The organism is Bacillus sp. AFS037270, assembly GCF_002585305.1.
On record NZ_NUNF01000010.1, the window covers coordinates 96,239 to 117,213 of the forward strand.

Annotated in this window: 21 protein-coding genes; 20 read left to right on the forward strand and 1 reads right to left on the reverse strand. The window is 40.7% G+C overall.

Annotation, left to right across the window (positions count from 1 at the left end):
• The first annotated feature begins 79 nt into the window (after positions 1-79).
• The 20 genes from COD92_RS04530 to COD92_RS04625 all read left to right on the forward strand — a co-directional run bounded on the left by COD92_RS04530 (position 80) and on the right by COD92_RS04625 (position 20,452).
• A complete protein-coding gene (locus COD92_RS04530; RefSeq protein WP_098530111.1) occupies positions 80-1,222 on the forward strand; it encodes a cysteine desulfurase family protein in 1,143 nt (380 codons plus the stop codon).
• A 35-nt stretch (positions 1,223-1,257) separates the two neighbouring features.
• A complete protein-coding gene (gene mnmA, locus COD92_RS04535; RefSeq protein WP_098529887.1) occupies positions 1,258-2,376 on the forward strand; it encodes a tRNA 2-thiouridine(34) synthase MnmA in 1,119 nt (372 codons plus the stop codon).
• A gap of 255 nt (positions 2,377-2,631) precedes the next feature.
• A complete protein-coding gene (locus COD92_RS04540; RefSeq protein WP_098529888.1) occupies positions 2,632-3,285 on the forward strand; it encodes a tetratricopeptide repeat protein in 654 nt (217 codons plus the stop codon).
• 30 nt (positions 3,286-3,315) lie between these two features.
• Positions 3,316-5,727, forward strand: coding sequence for an SF1B family DNA helicase RecD2 (recD2, locus tag COD92_RS04545; RefSeq protein WP_098529889.1), 2,412 nt, complete (start codon positions 3,316-3,318; stop codon positions 5,725-5,727).
• A 25-nt stretch (positions 5,728-5,752) separates the two neighbouring features.
• Complete coding sequence (locus COD92_RS04550; RefSeq protein WP_098529890.1) at positions 5,753-6,229, forward strand: PRC-barrel domain-containing protein; 477 nt, start codon at positions 5,753-5,755, stop codon at positions 6,227-6,229.
• Between the two features lie 11 nt (positions 6,230-6,240).
• The gene (locus COD92_RS04555; RefSeq protein ID WP_098529891.1) at positions 6,241-6,432 is read left to right on the forward strand and encodes a hypothetical protein; all 192 of its coding nucleotides are present in this window, start codon (positions 6,241-6,243) and stop codon (positions 6,430-6,432) included.
• Between the two features lie 50 nt (positions 6,433-6,482).
• Complete coding sequence (locus COD92_RS04560) at positions 6,483-6,617, forward strand: YrzQ family protein (protein WP_098529892.1); 135 nt, start codon at positions 6,483-6,485, stop codon at positions 6,615-6,617.
• Between the two features lie 93 nt (positions 6,618-6,710).
• Positions 6,711-7,775, forward strand: coding sequence for an AI-2E family transporter (locus COD92_RS04565; RefSeq protein ID WP_098529893.1), 1,065 nt, complete (start codon positions 6,711-6,713; stop codon positions 7,773-7,775).
• A 482-nt stretch (positions 7,776-8,257) separates the two neighbouring features.
• Positions 8,258-10,894, forward strand: coding sequence for an alanine--tRNA ligase (gene alaS / locus COD92_RS04570; protein ID WP_098529894.1), 2,637 nt, complete (start codon positions 8,258-8,260; stop codon positions 10,892-10,894).
• A 112-nt stretch (positions 10,895-11,006) separates the two neighbouring features.
• Positions 11,007-11,273 carry an IreB family regulatory phosphoprotein gene (locus tag COD92_RS04575; protein WP_098529895.1) on the forward strand — a complete coding sequence of 89 codons (267 nt, stop codon included), beginning with the start codon at positions 11,007-11,009 and terminating at the stop codon, positions 11,271-11,273.
• Positions 11,274-11,276: 3 nt separating this feature from the next.
• Entirely contained in the window at positions 11,277-11,693 is a 417-nt protein-coding gene (gene ruvX / locus COD92_RS04580) for a Holliday junction resolvase RuvX (RefSeq protein WP_098529896.1), read from the forward strand.
• A 13-nt stretch (positions 11,694-11,706) separates the two neighbouring features.
• Entirely contained in the window at positions 11,707-12,006 is a 300-nt protein-coding gene (locus COD92_RS04585; RefSeq protein WP_098529897.1) for a DUF1292 domain-containing protein, read from the forward strand.
• A gap of 346 nt (positions 12,007-12,352) precedes the next feature.
• The gene (gene mltG / locus COD92_RS04590) at positions 12,353-13,489 is read left to right on the forward strand and encodes an endolytic transglycosylase MltG (RefSeq protein ID WP_098529898.1); all 1,137 of its coding nucleotides are present in this window, start codon (positions 12,353-12,355) and stop codon (positions 13,487-13,489) included.
• Positions 13,490-13,781: 292 nt separating this feature from the next.
• Positions 13,782-14,426, forward strand: coding sequence for an O-methyltransferase (locus COD92_RS04595; RefSeq protein WP_255286635.1), 645 nt, complete (start codon positions 13,782-13,784; stop codon positions 14,424-14,426).
• 5 nt (positions 14,427-14,431) lie between these two features.
• Entirely contained in the window at positions 14,432-15,361 is a 930-nt protein-coding gene (locus tag COD92_RS04600; protein ID WP_098529899.1) for a peptidase U32 family protein, read from the forward strand.
• Between the two features lie 26 nt (positions 15,362-15,387).
• A complete protein-coding gene (locus tag COD92_RS04605; protein WP_098529900.1) occupies positions 15,388-16,662 on the forward strand; it encodes a peptidase U32 family protein in 1,275 nt (424 codons plus the stop codon).
• The gene (gene udk, locus COD92_RS04610; RefSeq protein ID WP_098529901.1) at positions 16,659-17,294 is read left to right on the forward strand and encodes a uridine kinase; all 636 of its coding nucleotides are present in this window, start codon (positions 16,659-16,661) and stop codon (positions 17,292-17,294) included. The genes COD92_RS04605 and udk overlap by 4 nt, the downstream gene beginning before the upstream one ends.
• Before the next feature lie 160 nt (positions 17,295-17,454).
• A complete protein-coding gene (gene greA / locus COD92_RS04615; RefSeq protein WP_098529902.1) occupies positions 17,455-17,931 on the forward strand; it encodes a transcription elongation factor GreA in 477 nt (158 codons plus the stop codon).
• A 58-nt stretch (positions 17,932-17,989) separates the two neighbouring features.
• Positions 17,990-19,756, forward strand: a complete 1,767-nt coding sequence (locus tag COD92_RS04620) for a peptidoglycan D,D-transpeptidase FtsI family protein (RefSeq protein ID WP_098529903.1) — start codon at positions 17,990-17,992, stop codon at positions 19,754-19,756.
• Positions 19,757-19,825: 69 nt separating this feature from the next.
• Positions 19,826-20,452, forward strand: a complete 627-nt coding sequence (locus tag COD92_RS04625; RefSeq protein ID WP_176541171.1) for a YrrS family protein — start codon at positions 19,826-19,828, stop codon at positions 20,450-20,452.
• A 33-nt stretch (positions 20,453-20,485) separates the two neighbouring features.
• Here COD92_RS04625 and COD92_RS04630 read toward each other — a convergent pair whose 3' ends face one another.
• Positions 20,486-20,689, reverse strand: a complete 204-nt coding sequence (locus COD92_RS04630) for a DUF2536 family protein (RefSeq protein ID WP_098529905.1) — start codon at positions 20,687-20,689, stop codon at positions 20,486-20,488.
• Between the last annotated feature and the right edge of the window lie 286 nt (positions 20,690-20,975).

Here is a 20,975-nt window from a genome sequence, read left to right on the forward strand (position 1 = left end):
TAATGGAAGCAGTAGCCATTAATTTATAATCATTTTTAGATGAATGATAAATGAGAATTATTTGATTGAAGGTGTAATTATGGAACGAATCTATCTCGACCATGCCGCAACGAGTCCGATGCATCCAAAGGTGATCGACAAGATGGTAACCATTATGAATGCTACATTTGGGAATCCTTCGAGCATTCATTCATTCGGCAGGGAGGCTCGTCATTATATCGATTTAGCGCGGGCTGTACTTGCTCGCAGTATCGGAGCCCAGGAAACCGAGATTATTTTTACAGGCGGCGGGACTGAAGCAGATAATATGGCGTTATTTGGTGTCGCTGAAAGCTACCAAACAATGGGCAGACATATTATCACAACGCAGGTAGAACATCATGCTGTTCTTCATGCTTGCAAAAAGTTAGAAAAAATGGGTTACGAAGTTACCTACCTGCCAGTGGATGAAACAGGGCGAATCGCAATAACAGACCTCCAAGCGGCATTGAGGGATGATACGATTCTAGTATCGGTGATGTATGGTAATAACGAAGTAGGAACCATCCAGCCAATTAACGAAATTGGTCAGCTGCTTCAAGGGCACCAAGCTATTTTTCATACAGATGCAGTCCAAGCATACGGGGTAGAAGACATCGATGTCAACGATAGTAAAATTGATTTGTTATCTGTTTCTGCTCATAAAATAAATGGCCCAAAGGGAGTTGGCTTTCTTTTTGCAAGGTCAACGGTCAAAATAGCACCACGCCTCTTTGGTGGTGAACAAGAAAGAAAACGCCGAGCCGGGACGGAAAATGTTGCTTCAATCGTAGGATTTCATGAAGCGGTATTGATAGCGAATGAAGAGCGGTCAATTAAACGTGAAAAGTTTATTGAACTGAAAGAAACGTTAATAGAGAAGCTCCATGATGGACAGGTTGAATTTAACATAAACGGATCGCTTGAATATTCACTGCCACATGTATTAAACTTAAGCTTTCCTGGAACTAGTGTGGAAGCAATGCTTGTCAATCTTGATTTGGCTGGTGTTGCTGTTTCAAGCGGCTCAGCTTGTACAGCAGGTTCGATTGAGCCTTCCCATGTTCTTGTTGCCATGTTTGGTAAACAATCAGAGCGGCTGACCAATTCCATCCGCTTCAGCTTTGGTTTTACTACCACAAAGGAAGAGGTTAGTAAAACCGCTGGAGAAATTGCTAAAATTGTTAAGCGCCTGAAAAAATAGATGCAGATGAATTGCTAGACGAGAGAGGTGAAAACATGGAAAGAAAGGATCCAAAGGATACACGGGTAGTAGTTGGGATGTCAGGTGGAGTGGATTCCTCTGTTGCAGCCCTTTTATTAAAGCAGCAAGGCTATGACGTCATCGGCATTTTTATGAAAAACTGGGATGACACCGATGAAAATGGTGTGTGTACAGCAACAGAAGATTACGAGGACGTTATTCGTGTCTGCAATCAAATTGGCATTCCCTATTATGCAGTAAACTTTGAAAAACAATATTGGGACAAGGTATTTACCTATTTCCTTGATGAATATAAGGCGGGCAGGACGCCAAATCCTGACGTGATGTGTAACAAAGAAATCAAATTTAAAGCCTTCCTAGAACATGCGATGAACTTAGGTGCGGATTATCTTGCGACAGGACACTATGCCCGCGTCGAGTTCCGTGATGGCGAATATAAAATGCTTCGCGGCCTTGATGAAAATAAAGATCAAACCTATTTCCTAAATCAATTATCGCAGGAGCAGATAAGTAAAGTGATGTTCCCAATTGGTAATCTTGAGAAGTCCCGGGTTCGGGAAATTGCCAAGGAGGCAGAGCTTGCTACTGCAACGAAAAAAGACAGTACCGGGATTTGCTTTATTGGTGAACGGAATTTTAAAGAGTTCCTAGGTCAATATTTACCTGCACAGCCCGGGAATATGGAGACGTTTGACGGTGAGGTCAAAGGCAAACATGAAGGGCTGATGTATCATACGATCGGCCAGCGCCATGGTCTTGGGATTGGCGGATCTGGTGAGCCCTGGTTTGCGATTGGTAAGGATTTAAAGAGAAATATCCTTTATGTCGGCCAAGGCTTCCATCATGAAAAACTCTATTCCGATGCGATTACAGCTGTGAATGTTAGCTGGGTTTCAAATCGTGAAAAGCCAGCTGAATTTGAATGCACAGCGAAATTCCGTTATCGTCAGGAAGACCATAAAGTCACAGTTCGCCTGTTGGAAGGTGATAAAGTTCAAGTCTTGTTCCATGAACCTATCAGAGCAATTACGCCTGGACAAGCTGCTGTTTTTTATCAAGGTGACGAATGCCTTGGCGGCGGAACGATTGATGAAGTTTATAAAAATGGTGAACGTTTAACATATGTTGGCTAAAGAAGACCCTGATTCCTTTATTGGAGTCAGGTCTTTTTTGTGAGTGTATTGCTGTTTGGCGGAATAAATGGCAGTATGGTCGGGATTAATGTAAAAAGTCGCGGAATATTTCAAAATTGCGCGGAATAAAAGCTGAATTCGGAGGAATAACTTCATAAACCGGAGGAATTCCACAATACAGTCTCACCCTAAGATACAAACGGTAACTTTTAACTAAAATATGATATACTTTCTTTTAGGATTGGAGTTGAAAAAATGGATAAAAACCAATTAGGTGTACAATACATGCAAGAAGGTAACTGGGAAGAGGCTGCTAAAGCCTTTAACGATGCAATCGAAGAAAACCCAAAAGATTCAGTAGCCTATATCAATTTTGGCAACGTTCTTTCAGCAGTAGGCGACGACGAAAAAGCAATCAGATTTTATCAAAAAGCAATCGAAATCGACGAAAATGCAGCTGCTGCTTACTATAGTATCGGAAACATCCTCTTTAGCCATGACCGCTTCGCAGAAGCAAAACATAGTTTCGAGCAAGCAATGAAAAAAGGACTCGACTCAAGCGACACCTACTTTATGTTAGGTCTAACACTTCTGCAGCTAGACCAAGGCAAGCTAGCCCTTCCATACCTGCAGCGAAGTGTCGAGTTAAACGAGAAGGACTCAGAGGCCCGCTTCCAGTACGGACTATGCCTCGCTCAAAATGATCTTATTGATGAAGCCATCATTGAACTAGAAAAATGCATTGAACTAGACCCTGATCATTCAGATGCTTATTATAATTTAGGCGTCTCTTATGCATTCAAGGAAAATCAGACCCAGGCGCTTGCTATGTTTAACAAAGCAATTGAGATCCAGCCTGACCACATACTAGCAGGTCATGCCAAGAAATTACTTGAACAAAACCTCTAATATATAAAAAAGCCGAAAGGAGGGAGCAGAATGGAAAAACAAGACACCCTTGATTTATTCGCGGAACAAGGAAAGTTTGTAAAGGGAAGACCGATCGTAACGATTTTCCATAACGAACAAAACCTCTATACAGTCCTTAGAATCCGCGTCGATGAAACCAATGATCAATACGATGACAAAGAAGCGGTCATAACAGGATATTTTCCGAAAATCCATGAACAGGAAACCTATGTCTTTTTCGGAGAATTTAAAGAACATCCAAAGTTTGGACTCCAGTTCCATACGAATCATTTTCGCAAGGACATGCCCCAAACGAAACAAGGGGTTATTGCCTATTTATCAGGTGATATGTTTAAGGGTATTGGGAAGAAGACCGCGGAGAACATTGTTGAGACACTCGGTGAAAATGCGATTTCAAAGATTCTCAATCAGCCGTCATTACTCGATTCCATTCCAAAGCTCCCTCCTGAAAAGGCCAAAATGCTTTATGATACCTTGATGGAGCATCAGGGCCTTGAGCAAGTAATGGTCGCCTTAAATCAATACGGTTTCGGGCCGCAAATTTCTATGCGTATTTATCAAGCCTATAAAGATGAAACTCTCTCCATTATTCAAAAAAACCCCTATCAGCTTGTCGAGGACATTGAGGGGATTGGTTTCGGCCGGGCGGACGAGTTGGGTTATCAGCTGGGGATTACCGGGAACCATCCTGATCGGATCAAAGCAGCCTGCCTTTACACGCTCGAAAATGAAAGCATGCAAACAGGCCATGTTTTTTTACACGCGGAGGATTTGCTTGAACAAGTAAAGTCACTACTTGAAGAAAATAAGCGCGATCAAATTGAGTTTACTGATATCTCAAGCGAACTGATTAAACTTGAAGAAGAGGGGAAAATAATCGGCGAGGAAAAACGAATTTATCTCCCTTCATTATTTTTTGCGGAAAAAGGTCTTGTTACGAGCATTAATCGTATCTTAAAGCAAACCGAATACAGTGAACAATTCCCTGAATCTGAGTTCCTTCTGGCATTAGGCGGCTTAGAAGAGCGTCTAGGTGTGCAATATGCCCCTTCACAAAGAGAAGCCATTCAAAATGCGCTCATGTCTCCTATGCTCATCCTAACAGGTGGTCCCGGAACCGGTAAAACAACTGTTATAAAAGGGATTGTCGAGCTTTACGGTGAATTGCACGGCTGTTCGCTTGAACCAAAGGATTACTTTAAAAAAGACGAACCTTTTCCGATTTTATTAGCAGCCCCGACCGGACGTGCGGCGAAACGAATGACTGAATCCACTGGACTGCCTGCAGTAACTATTCACCGCTTACTTGGCTTTAATGGGACAGAAGGATTTGACCGTGATGAAGTAAGTCCGCTAGAGGGAAAAATATTGATAGTCGATGAGACTTCGATGCTGGATATATGGCTTGCCAATCAATTGTTCAAGGCCCTGCCGGAACATATTCAAGTCATCATGGTAGGTGACGAGGATCAGCTTCCATCAGTCGGGCCTGGGCAAGTGTTAAAGGATTTACTGAAGTCTGAGCGGATTCCAACTGTTCGCCTTACTGATATTTACCGTCAGGCTGAGGGATCTTCGATTATCGAACTGGCGCATGACATTAAGAAGGGATTTCTACCGCCAAATGTCACCGCAAAACAGGCTGATCGCTCTTTTATTAAATGTTCAACAGCACAAGTCGCTCAGGTCGTCGAAAAAGTGGCCCTTAATGCCAAAAACAAAGGATATACCGCAAAGGATATTCAGGTGCTAGCACCGATGTATCGTGGGCCGGCTGGTATTGACCGCTTGAATGTCTTATTACAGGAGATCTTTAACCCTAATCCTGATGGAAAACGTAAGGAAATCGCCTTTGGCGATGTAAAATACCGAATCGGTGACAAGGTGCTTCAACTTGTTAATCAGCCAGAAAGCAATGTATTTAACGGAGATATTGGTGAAATTATCTCGATCATCTATGCCAAAGAAAATACCGAAAAACAAGATATGATTTATATTTCCTTTGAAGGAAATGAAGTCGAATATACAAGGCAGGACTTAAATCAAATAACTCATGCGTATTGCTGCTCCGTCCATAAATCACAGGGCAGTGAATTTCCGATTGTCATTCTTCCGATTACAAGAAGCTACTATAGGATGCTGCAAAGGAACTTAATTTACACAGCCATTACCCGTAGTAAACAATCATTGATTATTTGCGGGGAAGAAGATGCACTAAGGATGGGGATAGAACGGGCAGATGAACTCCAAAGACAAACTACACTCTGCCAAAAGCTTCAGGAATCCATCATAAATGTGACTCAAACGAATGTCGATATTTCGAGTGAGCTATCCTATGAGGAAGAAATGATGCAAGTCCATCCAATGATTGGAATGGAAAACCTTACACCTTATGATTTTCTAACTAATGACGGAAACTAAGAAATGTTCGGGGGGTGGAAACTCTTTGCGGACATTTTCTTTATTAAAAGGGCAGCCTGTTTTTGAAACCAAAAGTGGAACCAAAATAGGTGAGATTACCGATCTTTGTATAGCAAGCACCGGAAAAGTCGAAGGCCTATTAGTTAAAAAAGGGATATTCTTCAAGCAAACCTTCTTTTTGGACATTCAAAAAGTGGCCTCCTTTGGCTGGGATGGGGTAATGGTTGAGGATACCGGGTATTTAGAAAAACTAAAAGAGAGTCCTGAATATACGTTAAACCATCAACATTCCTTAGACGGCATGATGATGCTTTCTAAAAGCGGTGATTCGCTTGGATTGTTAACGGATGTATATTTTCAGGAAGAATTGGGCACAATCGTAGGGTATGAAATTACGGATGGCTTCTTTTCGGAAATCACGGAAGGCAAACAAGTCATTCAATCCGGGAAGCCCGTCGCGATCGGAAAGGATGCCATTATCGTAGATGTAGATAATACGTGAGGTGTCTTTTCATGTTTAAGTGTCCCAATTGTCAGAGCAAAGATATCGGCAAAATTGGTATCAACCAGTATTATTGCTGGAACTGTTTTATCGAACTCTCTGTAAACAAAGGTATCATTAATACCCATCAGGTCGAAGAAGACGGGTCATTAAGTTCGTTGGATGATTTGTTTGAGGAAGAAGAACGTCGTTATACGATTTAAAACCGAGGGTTCCTCGGAAGTCTGGCCAATCTGTTAAAGAGGTGAGACGAATGAATAAGATGATGACGACAATGGTTGCTTTTGGTGCAGGGATGGCAGCGTACAATGTAGCCCAAAGAAATAATATGATGTCAGCCCGCAATATGAAAAGGATTCAAAAAAAGGTAAAGCGCGCGATATTCTAGGTTATTCCCCCTCAAGGTCTTTGAGGGGGATTTTAGCATAACCTGTATATTTCCACCATCAGTCTCCAAAACTAATCGAAGGAGGTCCTTGACGTGGATATTCGTGTAAAATGGTATTATCGAATTGGGTTCTTGCTCCTTTTATTAATCGCAATCTTCATTTTTTTAAAGATTAGTCCACTATGGATGCCAATTGTTAAAATAATTGGAATAATCATTTTTCCTTTTATTATTGCTGGTTTTATTACTTATTTACTGCACCCGATTGTAGAGAAATTGCATGAAAAAGGACTGCATCGTGGTCTTGCTATTATCCTCATTTATTTTATTTTTTTTGGCGGTATCGGCTTTTCATTATATAAGGGGATACCAGTCGTTATTGACCAAATAAAAGATTTATCTGAAAGTGCTCCCGTCTTCGCTGAGCAGTATCGGGACTGGATTGCATTGCTGCAGAAACATACAAGGGAATGGCCAGATGGTCTGCAAGCAAGGGTTGATGAGGGAATCGATGCATTTGAAAACAAACTAAATTCTCTATTAACGATTATCGTCAACATCCTTGTTAACATTCTGAATTCCGCCTTACTGATGATGATTATTCCGTTTATAACCTTCTACATGCTAAAAGATTATCCGCTATTAAAAAGGACTGTTTGGTATTTAACGCCTAAAAAATGGCGCAAGAAGGGCTCGTTGTTTCTTAAGGATGTAGACCAATCACTTGGCGGTTACATAAGAGGGCAGCTGCTCGTTTGTGTTATTATTGGCAGTATTTCTTCGCTGTTATTTTGGATCTTTCATTTAAATTATCCATTGCTTCTAGGGTTAATTGTCGGTGCCACTAATGTAATTCCTTATTTTGGTCCAATTATCGGGGCTGTTCCCGCAGTTATTATTGCTGCCACCATCTCGATGAAATTGGTTATTATTACGATTGTCATTGTCTTTGGATTACAGTTTCTTGAGGGTAATATTTTATCACCTTATATTGTGGGAAAGAGTTTACATATGCACCCTTTGTTAATTATGGCGGCCTTAACGACTGGTGGTGAAGTTGGCGGGATTTTAGGGTTAATCCTTGCCGTTCCTATCCTTGCTGTCCTCAAAGTGGGCATTATCCATGCAAAAAACCACCTAATGAAGGAATCAAATTGACAAACGTTTTGTTGGTGGCTATAATTCGTGATATAGAATAATTGTTTGAAAATGTAGAAGGATTGAGTATGTTGTAGTCCATCTGTAACGCTTAGCGTAAAAGAGAGGAGCTTCCCAGGCTGAAAGAAGCTCTAGATGAAGGATAACAGAAAGCTAATCTGGAGTGCAGCTAATCACTGCCGTCACTGCCGCGTTAAGGCGGATTTTGAGAGATGGATACAGAATTTTGTATTCATAATCAGGGTGGTACCGCGAGATAAGCTCTCGTCCCTGTTTTGGGATGAGGGCTTTTTTGTATGCTTTTTTTATAAGTTTGTCTAGCTCCAGCGCCCAGCGACTAGTGTACTTCGCCCATCTCCCTACGATAAGTCAACATCGAATCGCTATCGCTCTTCGTGTTTCCTTTATCTCAGTCGATGGGCTCCAGTCCATACGTCGCTAAACGGGCGCTTGCGCTTTTCTAAATTAAGGAGGTCTATAGAATGAAAAAATTAACAGGAGCTCAAATTCGTTCCATGTTTCTGCAATTTTTTAATGAGGAAAAAGGACACAACATTGAACCAAGTGCCTCACTTGTCCCGCATGATGACCCATCATTATTGTGGATCAACAGTGGAGTTGCAACCCTAAAGAAATACTTTGATGGTCGTGTGGTTCCAGAAAATCCAAGGATTACGAATGCACAGAAGTCTATTCGTACAAACGATATCGAAAATGTCGGAAAAACAGCCCGTCACCATACATTCTTTGAAATGCTAGGTAACTTCTCCATCGGAGATTATTTCAAGGACGAAGCGATTGTTTGGGCTTGGGAGTTTTTAACTTCCGATAAATGGATTGGCTTTGACCCAGAACTACTAAGTGTTACGGTCCATCCAGAAGATCATGAAGCTTATGACATTTGGAATAAAAAGATTGGCATACCAGAGGAAAGAATCATCCGCTTGGAAGGGAACTTCTGGGACATCGGGGAAGGCCCTAGTGGACCTAATACTGAAATTTTCTATGACCGCGGTCCAGAGTATGGCGATGATCCTAGTGACCCTGAATTATATCCTGGCGGTGAGAACGAACGCTACCTTGAGGTTTGGAATCTGGTATTTTCTCAATTTAACCATAATCCTGATGGTACATATACGCCGCTGCCTAAGAAAAACATTGATACAGGGATGGGGCTCGAGCGGATGGCGTCCGTTGTGCAAAATGTTCCTACCAACTTTGATACTGACCTATTTATCCCAATTATCCGGTCAACAGAAGAAATCTCTGGCGTAAGCTATGGCGTAGAGAAGGAACAAGACGTTGCTTTCAAAGTTATTGCTGACCATATCCGTACTGTTGCCTTTGCTGTTGGTGATGGAGCCCTGCCATCAAACGAAGGCCGCGGCTATGTGCTGCGTCGTTTACTGCGCCGTGCAGTTCGCTACGCAAAGCAAATCAATATTAATCGTCCATTTATGTTTGAACTTGTACCGGTAGTTGGCGAGATTATGCAGGACTATTATCCGGAAGTAAAGGATAAAACAGAATTTATTCAAAAGGTTATCAAAAATGAGGAAGAGCGTTTCCACGAAACCCTTCATGAAGGATTAACGATTTTAGCTAGTGTAATCAGCAAGGAAAAAGAAAAGGGCAGCGATACAATCTCTGGAGCTGATATTTTCCGCCTCTATGACACATACGGTTTCCCTGTTGAATTAACAGAAGAGTATGCAGAAGAAGAAGGCATGAAGGTTGATCATGATGGATTCGAGACTGAAATGGAGCAGCAGCGTGAACGTGCCCGGGCAGCCCGTCAGGATGTCGATTCCATGCAGGTTCAAGGCGGTGTCCTCAGGGACGTTAAACTTGAAAGTAAATTCGTCGGTTACGATGAACTAAACACTCATTCTTCCGTAATAGCCATTATTAAAGACGGTGAACTTATCGAACAGGCTGGAATGGGTGAAGAAGTACAGGTTATCCTTGACAATACTCCTTTCTATGCAGAAAGCGGAGGTCAGATAGCTGACCGGGGCTTCCTTAAAGGTGACGGGGTGACCGCTCTGGTTAAGGATGTTCAAAAAGCACCAAATGGTCAAAACCTTCACAAGGTAATTGTGGAGAGCGGCAAGTTGAAAACCAATCAACAGGTAACCGCTGCGGTTGACGCTGAAAATCGGGTCAAAATTATTAAAAACCATACGGCAACACATCTGCTTCATCGCGCCTTAAAAGATGTACTTGGGGAGCATGTTAACCAAGCCGGATCACTTGTTGAACCTGAGCGTCTCCGTTTTGACTTTTCCCACTTTGGTCAAATAAAACCGGAAGAGTTGGAACAAGTTGAACGAATTGTTAACGAAAAGATTTGGCGCAATATTGAAGTAAATATTAGCTTAAAGCCAATTGCTGAAGCAAAAGCATTGGGAGCAATGGCACTGTTTGGTGAGAAATATGGCGACATTGTCCGCGTGGTTAGAGTCGGAGATTACAGCTTAGAACTTTGCGGTGGATGCCATGTACCAAATACCTCTGTCATTGGTCTGTTTAAAATTGTTTCAGAGAGCGGAATTGGTGCCGGAACTAGAAGAATTGAAGCTGTAACAGGCGAATCAGCTTATAAATTATTAAATGAGCAGGTTGGTTTATTAAAGGATGCAGCTGATAAATTAAAAACCAATCCAAAAGATATTGGCAGCCGGATTGACGGTCTGATGACTGAAATTAAGCAGCTTCAGCGCGAAAATGAATCACTGGCTGCAAAGCTTGGAAATATCGAAGCTGGCAACCTTGTTTCAAATGCTAAAGAAATTGAGGGAATAACGGTTTTATCTGCAAAAGTACAAGCTGCTGATATGAATAACCTGCGGAATATGGCCGATGATTTGAAACAAAAGCTTGGATCAGCTGTGATTGTCCTTGGCAGCGCACATGATGGAAAAGTAAATCTGATTGCAGCAGTTACAAAGGACTTAATCGAAAGAGGCTATCATGCTGGTAAATTGATCAAAGAGGTTGCTTCCCGATGCGGCGGCGGCGGAGGAGGCCGTCCGGATATGGCGCAAGCCGGCGGAAAAGATCCAGAAAAATTGGATGCAGCACTTCAATTCGTTGATGAATGGGTGAAATCCATTTGATAATGGGACAAAGTAGTGTAAAATGTAAATAACTAACACTAGAAAAGCTGCAGTGCGTAACGCTGCAGCTAGACAATACATTTCTCGTCAAATAATAAGCGAGGTGCATGAAATGAGCTCATTTGATAAAACGATGCGGTTTAATTTTCCGGAAGAGCCGTTTGAACATGACGTAAACGATGTTCTTTTGCAAGTCTATGAGGCCTTACAGGAAAAAGGATATAATCCAATCAACCAAATAGTTGGATATTTACTATCAGGAGATCCTGCCTATATTCCACGTCATCGTGACGCTCGTAACATTATACGTAAGCTGGAACGGGATGAAATTATTGAGGAATTGGTAAAATCCTATCTAAAACAACAACGAGAGGGTTAATGAATGCGCGCAATGGGATTAGATGTAGGCTCAAAAACCGTCGGCATTGCTTTGAGTGATGAGCTAGGCTGGACGGCCCAGGGCTTGAAGACCCTCAAAATCAATGAAGAAAAAAAACAGTTTGGTTTTGAGGAAATTGGGCAATTAATAAAGGAGTATCAAGTCGATACAGTCGTTATCGGATTACCTAAAAATATGAACGGGACGATTGGACCACGCGGGGAGGCAAGTAAGCAATATGCAGCCGAAATTGAGAGCAGATTTTCTGTTCCAACCGTTTTGTGGGACGAGCGGTTAACAACAATGGCTGCTGAACGTGTCTTGCTTGAGGCTGATGTCAGCCGCAAAAAGCGCAAGAAGGTCATTGATAAAATGGCAGCAGTTATGATTCTCCAAGGTTATCTTGATAGCAAAAATTAATGAGGTGAAGAGAATGGCACACGAACATAATCAGGAAGAAGATCGTTACATTACACTTGTAGATGAAAATGGTGATGAACAATTATTTGAAATACTTTTCACATTTGACTCTGACGAGTTTGAAAAATCCTATGTATTCTTTTACCCAGTAGGTGCAAATGAAGATGAGGAAGAGGAAATTGATATCCTCACCTATGCTTATATTCCAACTGAAGACGGCGGTTTCGGAGAGTTAATGGAAATTGAAACGGACGAAGAATGGGATATGGTAGAAGAAGTATTTAATACCTTTAACGAGGAACAAGAAGAATAAGTTTTAAAACCGGCTGCTAACTTAGCCGGTTTTTTGTGTTTGATAAGGGAGCTTTGACGTTGAAAATTTTCCAGCTCCAGCGCCCTAGCGGCTAGTGTCCTTCGAACTCCGCGCTACGATAAGTCAACATCGAATCGCTTACGCTTTTCGTGTTACCTTTATCTCAGTTGGAGTTCTCCAGGCCATACGCCGCTGACCAGTGCGCTTACGCTTTTCTTATGACATATTAATTGATAAATTGACATTTTTCGTACTATATGCTGAAATTATTATTGATATCTATTTTAAGATAATTTTTATAGATAAGAATAATAATGAAACATTGGTCTTGGGAAGGGGGAACAGAATGACAAAAAAAGAAAAAGGCAATAAACAAGATGTCATTCGACAAAAAATGCTAGAACAACATTATGAAGCGAAAATTGTCCGCAAAATTGTTTTATTTATAGCTATATTCCTGCTATTATTCATAGTTTTAATTGGCGGTGGAGGTTACCTCTATATTCAGTCTGCCCTAAAGCCTATTGATGCAGATAGTAAGATGTATAAAACAGTAGATATTCCAATCGGATCTTCTGTGACAGGGATTGGTGAGAAATTAGAGAAAAATGGAATTATTAAAAATGCAAAGGTTTTTAAGTACTATGTAAAGCTTAAAAACGAAGGCGGCTTTATGGCGGGAAAATACCAGCTAAGCCCTTCTATGGATGTTCCTGAAATTGTCAGTCGTTTGAAAACAGGAAAAGTTTTGGCGGTAGCGACCTTTAAAATCACCATTCCTGAAGGTAAACAGCTGAAGGAAATTGCCGCGATTATCGCAAAAGCTACTCATCAAAATGAAGCTGATGTATTTAATAAACTAAATGATAAACAATATATCAAATCGCTTATGATCAAATATCCGGATATCTTAACAGATGAAATCTTGCATTCTACTGTAAAGTATCCGCTCGAAGGGTATTTATATCCGGCAACCTATCCATTTTTCAAGCCAAATCCTTCCGTTGAAGAAATAGTTACGGCCATGCTTGATAAAACAAGAATAGTATTATCTGATTACACGGAAAAAAGTAAAGAAAAAAAGTTATCCATCCATCAATTATTAACGATGGCCTCTCTTGTTGAGGAGGAAGCAACCGGTAAGGCTGATCGGAAAACGATAGCCAGTGTATTTTACAATCGGCTAAAATCAGGAATGCCGCTCCAAACAGACCCTACAGTGTTATATGCGCTAGGAAAACACAAAGAAAAGGTTTATTATAAGGATTTAGACGTTAATTCTCCATATAACACCTATAAAAATACGGGACTGCCGCCGGGGCCGATTGCCAATTCCGGCAGGGTTTCTATTGAAGCAGCACTTGATCCGAATCAAACCAATTTTTACTATTTCCTAGCAACCGCAAATGGCGATGTAATTTTTACAAAAACATTAGCTGAGCATAATCAAAAAAAGGCTGAGTATATTTCCAATAAAAAATAATCAGAACTTGGGGGAAAAATTAGCATTCCCCCTTTTTTTATGGTAAAATAATTCAGGTGTTTTAATAAGTAATCTATAGCGTAACCCACAGTTAAAGGAAATTGGAGGCAGTAACTGCCCCAAAAGCACTCAAGCTTTTCAGCTTGTCTGGATATCCTCATCTGTGAGCGCTATTTTTTCATGTCTAAAGAATTCTTCTTTGGCAATACTAAAAGCATTTGATTTTAAGCATGGTCCGGATTTTAGCGTCCCGCGCTGCCGGCTATCTTATGAGGATAGAGGTGACGGCAGCTTGTTAAATAATGAGAAGCTGCATTCTTATATAGAGAGTCTATTTCCTGACAGGAACGCCTTGTTTAGCGAAATGGAGAATTATGCAAGTGAACATCATGTTCCGATCATGGAACTGGCCGGAATTGAAACCATGCTGCAATTATTGAGACTCCACCGGTCAAGTAGAATTCTTGAGGTTGGTACAGCGATTGGTTATTCGGCATTACGAATGGCTGCCGCCCTTCCTGAGGCAAAAATTGTCACGATTGAACGGGATATCGAGAGAATTCAAACAGCAAAAGAATATATCCAGCGATCCGGCAGGGCTGAACAAATCATCTTAATTGAGGGAGATGCCCTTCTTGTGGAGGACGCTATTCGCAGCCATGGTCCTTTCGATGCCATTTTTATTGATGCAGCTAAAGGCCAATATAAAAAGTTTTTTGAGCTTTATGCAAAGTATCTGACAGCTGAAGGGATGGTTGTTACAGATAATGTCTTGTTCAAAGGCCTTGTTGCAGAAGCGGAGATTGAATCAAAAAGAATCCGTAATCTTGTCAAAAAAATAGATGAATTTAATCAGTGGTTGATGAACCACCCTGAGTATGATTCTGTTATATTACCAGTTGGTGACGGAATTGCTATTAGCACAAAGAAGAGGTGAAAGGAATGAAAAAACCAGAATTACTTGTTACTCCTTTAACTGTTGATGATATTTTGCCATTAGCAGAAGCAGGTGCGGATGCGTTTGTAGTGGGGGAACAGCGCTATGGTCTTCGGCTTGCAGGTGAATTCAACCGCGGAAATGTTCGAAAGGCGATTGAATTAGCGCATAGTAAGGGAAAAAAAGTCTATGTTGCAATGAATGCAATTTTTCATAATGAAAAAATCGACGAGCTTGGTGACTATATTCAATTTGCAAATGAAGCAAATGCAGATGCGATTATTTTCGGTGACCCAGCAGTTTTAATGACGGCAAAAGAAGTGGCTCCTGAGATGAAGCTGCATTGGAATACAGAAACAACCGGAACCAACTGGTTTACCTGTAATTATTGGGGCTCAAAGGGTGCGAAACGTTCGGTTCTAGCCCGTGAGATTAACATGGATGCCATCGTTGAGATTAAAGAGAATGCGGAAGTGGAAATTGAAGTACAGGTTCATGGTATGAGCTGCATGTTCCAATCTAAACGTTCCCTGCTTGGAAACTATTATGAATATCAAGGCAAGGTTATGGAAGTTGAAAACCGCAAGATGGAAGAAAATATGTTTTTGCATGATAAAGAACGCGGTAATAAATATCCAATTTTTGAAGATGAAAATGGAACCCATATTATGAGCCCAAATGATATTTGTATCATTGATGAGCTTCAAGAAATGATGGAGGCCGGTGTCGACTCGTTTAAAATTGATGGGATTTTAAAAAGCCCAGAATATATTTTAGCTGTTACTAAAGCCTACCGTGAAGCCATCGATTTATGTGCCGAAGATCCAGATGCGTATGATGACAAAAAGGACGAGCTGTTAGAAGCAATGGAAGAAATTCAGCCAGCCAATCGTCCATTAGATACAGGATTCTTTTTCAAAGAGACTGTGTATTAATTTATATTTATGGGAGGGGTTCAATCGTGAATACAGTTAAAGACAAAATTTCTGAAATCATTGATGGAAAACGTGTCATTGTAAAGAAGCCGGAACTCCTTGCTCCAGCAGGCAATCTTGAGAAATTAAAAATTGCTGTACATTATGGTGCGGATGCAGTCTTTATCGGCGGCCAGGAATATGGCCTTCGTTCGAATGCCGATAACTTTACCTTCGAAGAGATGAAAGAAGGAGTAGAGTTTGCAAAGAAATACGGTGCAAAAATTTATGTAACAACGAACATTTTTGCTCACAATGAAAATATTGACGGGTTAGAAGAGTATATTCTGGGCTTGAAGGAAACCGGGATCGCAGGAATTATCGTAGCGGATCCGCTTATCATTGAAACATGCCGCCGTCTGGCTCCTGAAATTGAAATCCATATTAGTACACAGCAATCACTTTCCAACTGGAAGGCAGCACAATTTTGGAAAGAAGCAGGAGCAGAACGAGTGGTTTTAGCCCGTGAGGTTGGGGCCGATGAAATTAGAGAAATGAAGGAAAAGGTTGATGTTGAAATTGAAACCTTTATCCATGGGGCGATGTGTATTGCCTATTCCGGCCGTTGTACATTGAGTAATCACATGACAGCAAGGGATTCAAATCGAGGCGGCTGTTGTCAATCTTGCCGCTGGGATTATGACCTCTATAAACTCGAGGGCGAGGATCAAGAAACTGCGCTGTTTGGTGAAGAGGACGCACCATTTGCGATGAGCCCTAAAGACCTTAATTTAATCCAAGCTATTCCGAACATGATTGAGCTTGGAATCGACAGCTTGAAAATTGAAGGACGGATGAAATCGATTCATTATATTGCGACTGTCGTTAGTGTCTATCGTAAAGTCATTGATGCCTACTGTGCAAATCCAGATCATTTTGTTATTCAGAGAGAATGGCTAGAAGAGTTAGACAAATGTGCAAACCGAGAAACGGCTCCAGCCTTTTTTGAAGGAATTCCAGGGTATAAAGAGCAAATGTTTGGTAATCATAGCAAGAAGACAAAGTTTGAATTTGTTGGTCTTGTGTTGGATTATAACGAAGAAACACAAATCGTAACCTTGCAGCAGCGTAACCATTTTAAACCTGGGGATGAAGTGGAATTCTTTGGACCTGAAATCGAAAACTTTACCCATGTAGTGGATAAAATTTGGGATGAAAAAGGAAATGAATTGGATGCTGCGAGACATCCACTTCAGATTGTACAATTTAAATTGGACAAACCGGTATACCCTAACAACATGATGCGAAAGGAGAACGCATAATGCGCAAACCGGTTGTTATTGGTGTAACCGGCGGCTCCGGCTCCGGAAAAACCAGTGTAACAAATGCCATCTATGAAAGTTTGAAAGATCTCTCTATCTTAGTCCTGGAACAGGATTATTATTATAAAGACCAGCACAATGTTCCATTTGAGGAACGATTAAAAACAAATTATGATCATCCGCTTGCCTTTGATAATGACCTACTGATCGAACATATTGAGAAGCTTTTACGCTATGAAGCAATCGATAAACCTGTATATGATTATTCCATCCATACACGTTCTGATAAGGTGATTCCTGTTGAACCTAAAGAAGTAATTATCTTAGAAGGGATTTTAGTCCTTGAGGATGAGCGTCTACGGAATCTAATGGATATTAAATTATACGTTGATACAGATGCCGATCTAAGGATTATCCGAAGGTTAGAGCGAGACATCAGCGAACGAGGGCGGACGTTTGATTCGGTAATCGCCCAATATTTAAACGTTGTCCGGCCGATGCATAACCAGTTTATAGAGCCGACTAAACGATATGCAGATATCATTATCCCTGAAGGCGGGCAAAATCATGTGGCGATTGATTTAATGGTCACAAAAATTCAAACAATTCTTGAACAAAAGTCATTTTTATGACACAATAGCAAAAGAATAGACGTAAATAAATAGTTATAGTGCGCGCCCTTTTTTGAAAGGACGCGCTACTATGTATTTACCGTATGGTATTATACCTACATAATATTATTACATACACAATTCTTATGGGGGATTGTGAAGACTAGAAGGAGTGAGGGTATTGGCTACAGAGAAAGTATTTCCAATGACACAAGCAGGAAAAGAAAAACTTGTCCAAGAACTTGAATACTTAAAATCAGTTAAGCGTAAAGAAGTGGTAGAGAGGATTAAAATTGCCAGAAGCTTCGGCGATTTATCTGAAAACTCCGAGTATGATTCTGCGAAGGAAGAGCAGGCATTTGTAGAGGGACGGATTACTACCCTAGAAAATATGATTCGTAATGCCAAGATTATTGCTGAAAGTGAAATGGCAGCAGACTCTGTTTCGTTAGGCAGCTCTGTTACGTTTATTGAGCTTCCAGACGGTGAAGAAGAAACTTATTCCATCGTAGGTAGTGCTGAGGCTGACCCGTTTGAAGGAAAAATCTCAAATGACTCACCAATCGCTAAAAGTCTTTTAGGGAAAAAAGTGGGCGACCAAGTAACGGTTCAAACTCCAGGCGGAGAAATGAGTGTACGGATTGTTTCCATTAAATAATTAAACAATTGTTTGAAAACCCTTAACCTCGTCAAAACTTTTGACGAGGTGTTTTTTTATGTGGAAAAGACGGGCACTTGGATGGCTTATTGTATGTATTACAGGTTTGGCACTGCTTTTAGTCCGGCTTATGGAAATTCAGTTAATTGAAACAGAGACGTTTTCAAAGCATAACGTCAATTTACTTGAGGAAAGTGTCAAGCAAAGAACACAAGAGTTAGTGATTGATAATGGCAGGGGGAATTTTCTTGATCGGAATGGCGATATGCTTACCCATAAAAAAGTTTCTGTCCTCGTCCTGTTTCCTTTTTTAAAAAAAATCGACTGGGATGCGAAAAAAGTTTCTGAAATTACCGGAATCTCAGAGAACGTACTAAAAATGGCTGTTGCAGGGGCGAAAAAGCCGTTTGCTTATGGTGACCCGCAACCATTGGAGTTAACTTCATCACAAATGGAACAAATTAATCAATTAAATATACCTGGTGTTTTTGCGATTGAGAAAAAGTTTGAACGATCCCAAATACCTGCAGAACAATTGATTGGTCTGACGGGTGAAAACCCAGAGGAAGTGAAAAAACGTTATCCTAATAAAGAATTATCAGAGAAGACCTTGCTTGGTGTATCAGGGCTTGAAGAAAGCTTTGATGAATTTCTGCTTCCTGAAGGGAAATCTAAACTAGTTTATCACGTAGATGGCTCCGGCGGTCCTTTATTTGGCATCAATGTTAAGTATGTCGACCCGGCCAACCCATTTTATCCTGTTAATGTGCGCACTACCCTTGATAAAGGTATCCAGCAAAAGGCCGAAGACTTAGTGGACAAGTACCATATTAAAAAGGGCGGCCTTGTCCTGCTTAATATTGAAGATAACACCGTCCTTGCAATGGTATCCCGGCCTGCTATTAATAAAAAGGATCCCTACAGCGGTGCAGGAATCACCAATAAAATGTTAAAACAGCAGATTATGGGTTCTGTATTCAAAACCGTTGTCGCAGCGGCGGCAATTGACAATGATCTTGATAATCCTTTGCGTCAATTTAATTGCAGTAAGAAAATAAATGGGAAACCTGAGCTAAAATATAATTATGGTATGCTTGATTTTACGAATAGTTTTGCAAGAAGCTGTAACCGTACGTTTGGGGAGCTTGCTAAGGAATTACAAAAAAAGGACCCGCACCTATTAGAGGAATATGCAGACAAACTTTCATTAACCACCACAGTGGGCTGGCAGGGAGATGTCTATCATACAAGTGATTTCAAACAGCTAACAGAAGAGGAGTCTGGCCATGTATTTGTTTCGGATGAGGCAAGGAAGGATGCTAACATCGCAGCGATGTCTGGAATCGGCCAGCATGAAGTCCGTGCAACCCCTTTAGCAGTTGCGAATATGATGGCAACTATTGCTAGAGGGGGAAAAAAAGAGATGGTTAGAACAGTGTCCAAAATTGAATATAAAAATGGGACCACATTGGTGGATTTTCCAGTCCGAAGCCTTGAAGGGGATTCCATCTCCCCGTACACCAGTATGAAACTGCAAAAATTACTGCGCGAGGTTGTAACTAATCCTAATGGCACAGGCAGGTGGTTTAAAAATTTACCATATGAAGTTGCCGGAAAATCAGGGACAGCTGAAACAGGAAAATATTTGGCAGGTAAGCAGCTTCATAATAAATGGTTTGCCGGATATTTTCCTTATAAAAATCCAAAATATGCACTTGTCACAGTGAATTTGGATGTGTTAGATTCCGAGGGCGGTGTGAATTTGTTATTTGCAGATATGGTGAAGATGCTCTATGAAACAGATTATGAAAAAAGTAGTAAGTAGGTTTTCCCTTCAAGTTCTCTTTAAATCATGTTAGAATATTAAGAGCCTTATTTTTAGGAGGGAAAAATCTTGAGCAATGATTCCAATTCACGTTCGGGTTATCGAGCGAAACGAAAAAAAACAAATGTGGTTTTGAATACTTTGATTGTGGTTGTCCTGCTATTAATCATCTTTGTTGCATATAATATATTTTCATCAGGAGATGACAATGCTTCGTCGTCAAAAACGGAAAGTACAAAAACGGAACAAACAAAAACTGCAGATAAAGAAAAAACAACAGATAAAGATACAACAACCGATGAGAAGACAAAGGACGACACTGTATCAAGTGATGACAGTACTTCTTCAGAGGATCAAACGGCAGCCGAACAAGAAAGTGAAGAAACAACCACACCTGAACAGCCAGATGATACACAGGCCGTTGTTACTGATGATGGAAGTTCTTCAACGACTCAAACAGGTGAGCATAAAATGACATTTGAGGGTGAAGATTGGCAGGCAATGATAAATGCCATTTCCAATGCAACAGGTCTTGATCAAAGCAATATGACAGTATATTGGCTTGGCAGTGATAAGTCTACTTCCAATGCAGCCGTTGGGACCGTGGCTTCTAAAGATAAGTCACAGAAATATAAGGTTTATATAAAATGGGTTGATGGCCAAGGCTATGTACCTACAAAGGTTGAACGACAATAATGAAAATAGGATGGTGCATCTAATAGCACCATCCTATTTCTTTTTAAAATGCACAACCGCTGTAAAATAGGTCTGACCATTTTCGTTCACATGCATTTGATGTGAAACAGAGTGGACGGATAACATAATGGCACGATTCTCATCAATCTGTGACTCAATCTTTTTCTGCAATGTCTTTAAATTATCCGCCTCAAAAAATTCTACCTTATCCTCAATAAAGTCGAGTTGAAAATTCATCTGGCTCCCCCTTTCCATATGTTGATTTTAGTTAATTTAATGCTTGTATACAATTGTTTTATCATTAATCTAGCAGGTTGTTTTTAAATGGTGATAGAATAGGGTTTGCGGATACGATGTAGGAATACGAGGAAGATTATAATCGTACATCTGTAAATATAAAAACTAATTGCTTACACTAACCTGACAATACATAACTGAATACAATAATGCAATCCCATTTTAGATGGAGTGATATATTTATTTGTCCGGGTTAATGGCAGGCTGAGAAGGAAGAAAGAGGTAA

Bases quoted from the DNA above. Each gene is read 5' to 3' on its own strand.
- mltG (WP_098529898.1), top strand. From the start codon at position 12,353: ATGACAAAAAAAGAAAAAGGCAATAAACAAGATGTCATTCGACAAAAA.
- COD92_RS04600 (WP_098529899.1), top strand. From the start codon at position 14,432: ATGAAAAAACCAGAATTACTTGTTACTCCTTTAACTGTTGATGATATT.
- COD92_RS04630 (WP_098529905.1), bottom strand. From the start codon at position 20,689: ATGAATTTTCAACTCGACTTTATTGAGGATAAGGTAGAATTTTTTGAG.
- mnmA (WP_098529887.1), top strand. From the start codon at position 1,258: ATGGAAAGAAAGGATCCAAAGGATACACGGGTAGTAGTTGGGATGTCA.
- ruvX (WP_098529896.1), top strand. From the start codon at position 11,277: ATGCGCGCAATGGGATTAGATGTAGGCTCAAAAACCGTCGGCATTGCT.
- alaS (WP_098529894.1), top strand. From the start codon at position 8,258: ATGAAAAAATTAACAGGAGCTCAAATTCGTTCCATGTTTCTGCAATTT.
- COD92_RS04530 (WP_098530111.1), top strand. From the start codon at position 80: ATGGAACGAATCTATCTCGACCATGCCGCAACGAGTCCGATGCATCCA.
- recD2 (WP_098529889.1), top strand. From the start codon at position 3,316: ATGGAAAAACAAGACACCCTTGATTTATTCGCGGAACAAGGAAAGTTT.
- COD92_RS04585 (WP_098529897.1), top strand. From the start codon at position 11,707: ATGGCACACGAACATAATCAGGAAGAAGATCGTTACATTACACTTGTA.
- COD92_RS04575 (WP_098529895.1), top strand. From the start codon at position 11,007: ATGAGCTCATTTGATAAAACGATGCGGTTTAATTTTCCGGAAGAGCCG.
- COD92_RS04540 (WP_098529888.1), top strand. From the start codon at position 2,632: ATGGATAAAAACCAATTAGGTGTACAATACATGCAAGAAGGTAACTGG.
- COD92_RS04560 (WP_098529892.1), top strand. From the start codon at position 6,483: ATGAATAAGATGATGACGACAATGGTTGCTTTTGGTGCAGGGATGGCA.
- COD92_RS04555 (WP_098529891.1), top strand. From the start codon at position 6,241: ATGTTTAAGTGTCCCAATTGTCAGAGCAAAGATATCGGCAAAATTGGT.
- COD92_RS04620 (WP_098529903.1), top strand. From the start codon at position 17,990: ATGTGGAAAAGACGGGCACTTGGATGGCTTATTGTATGTATTACAGGT.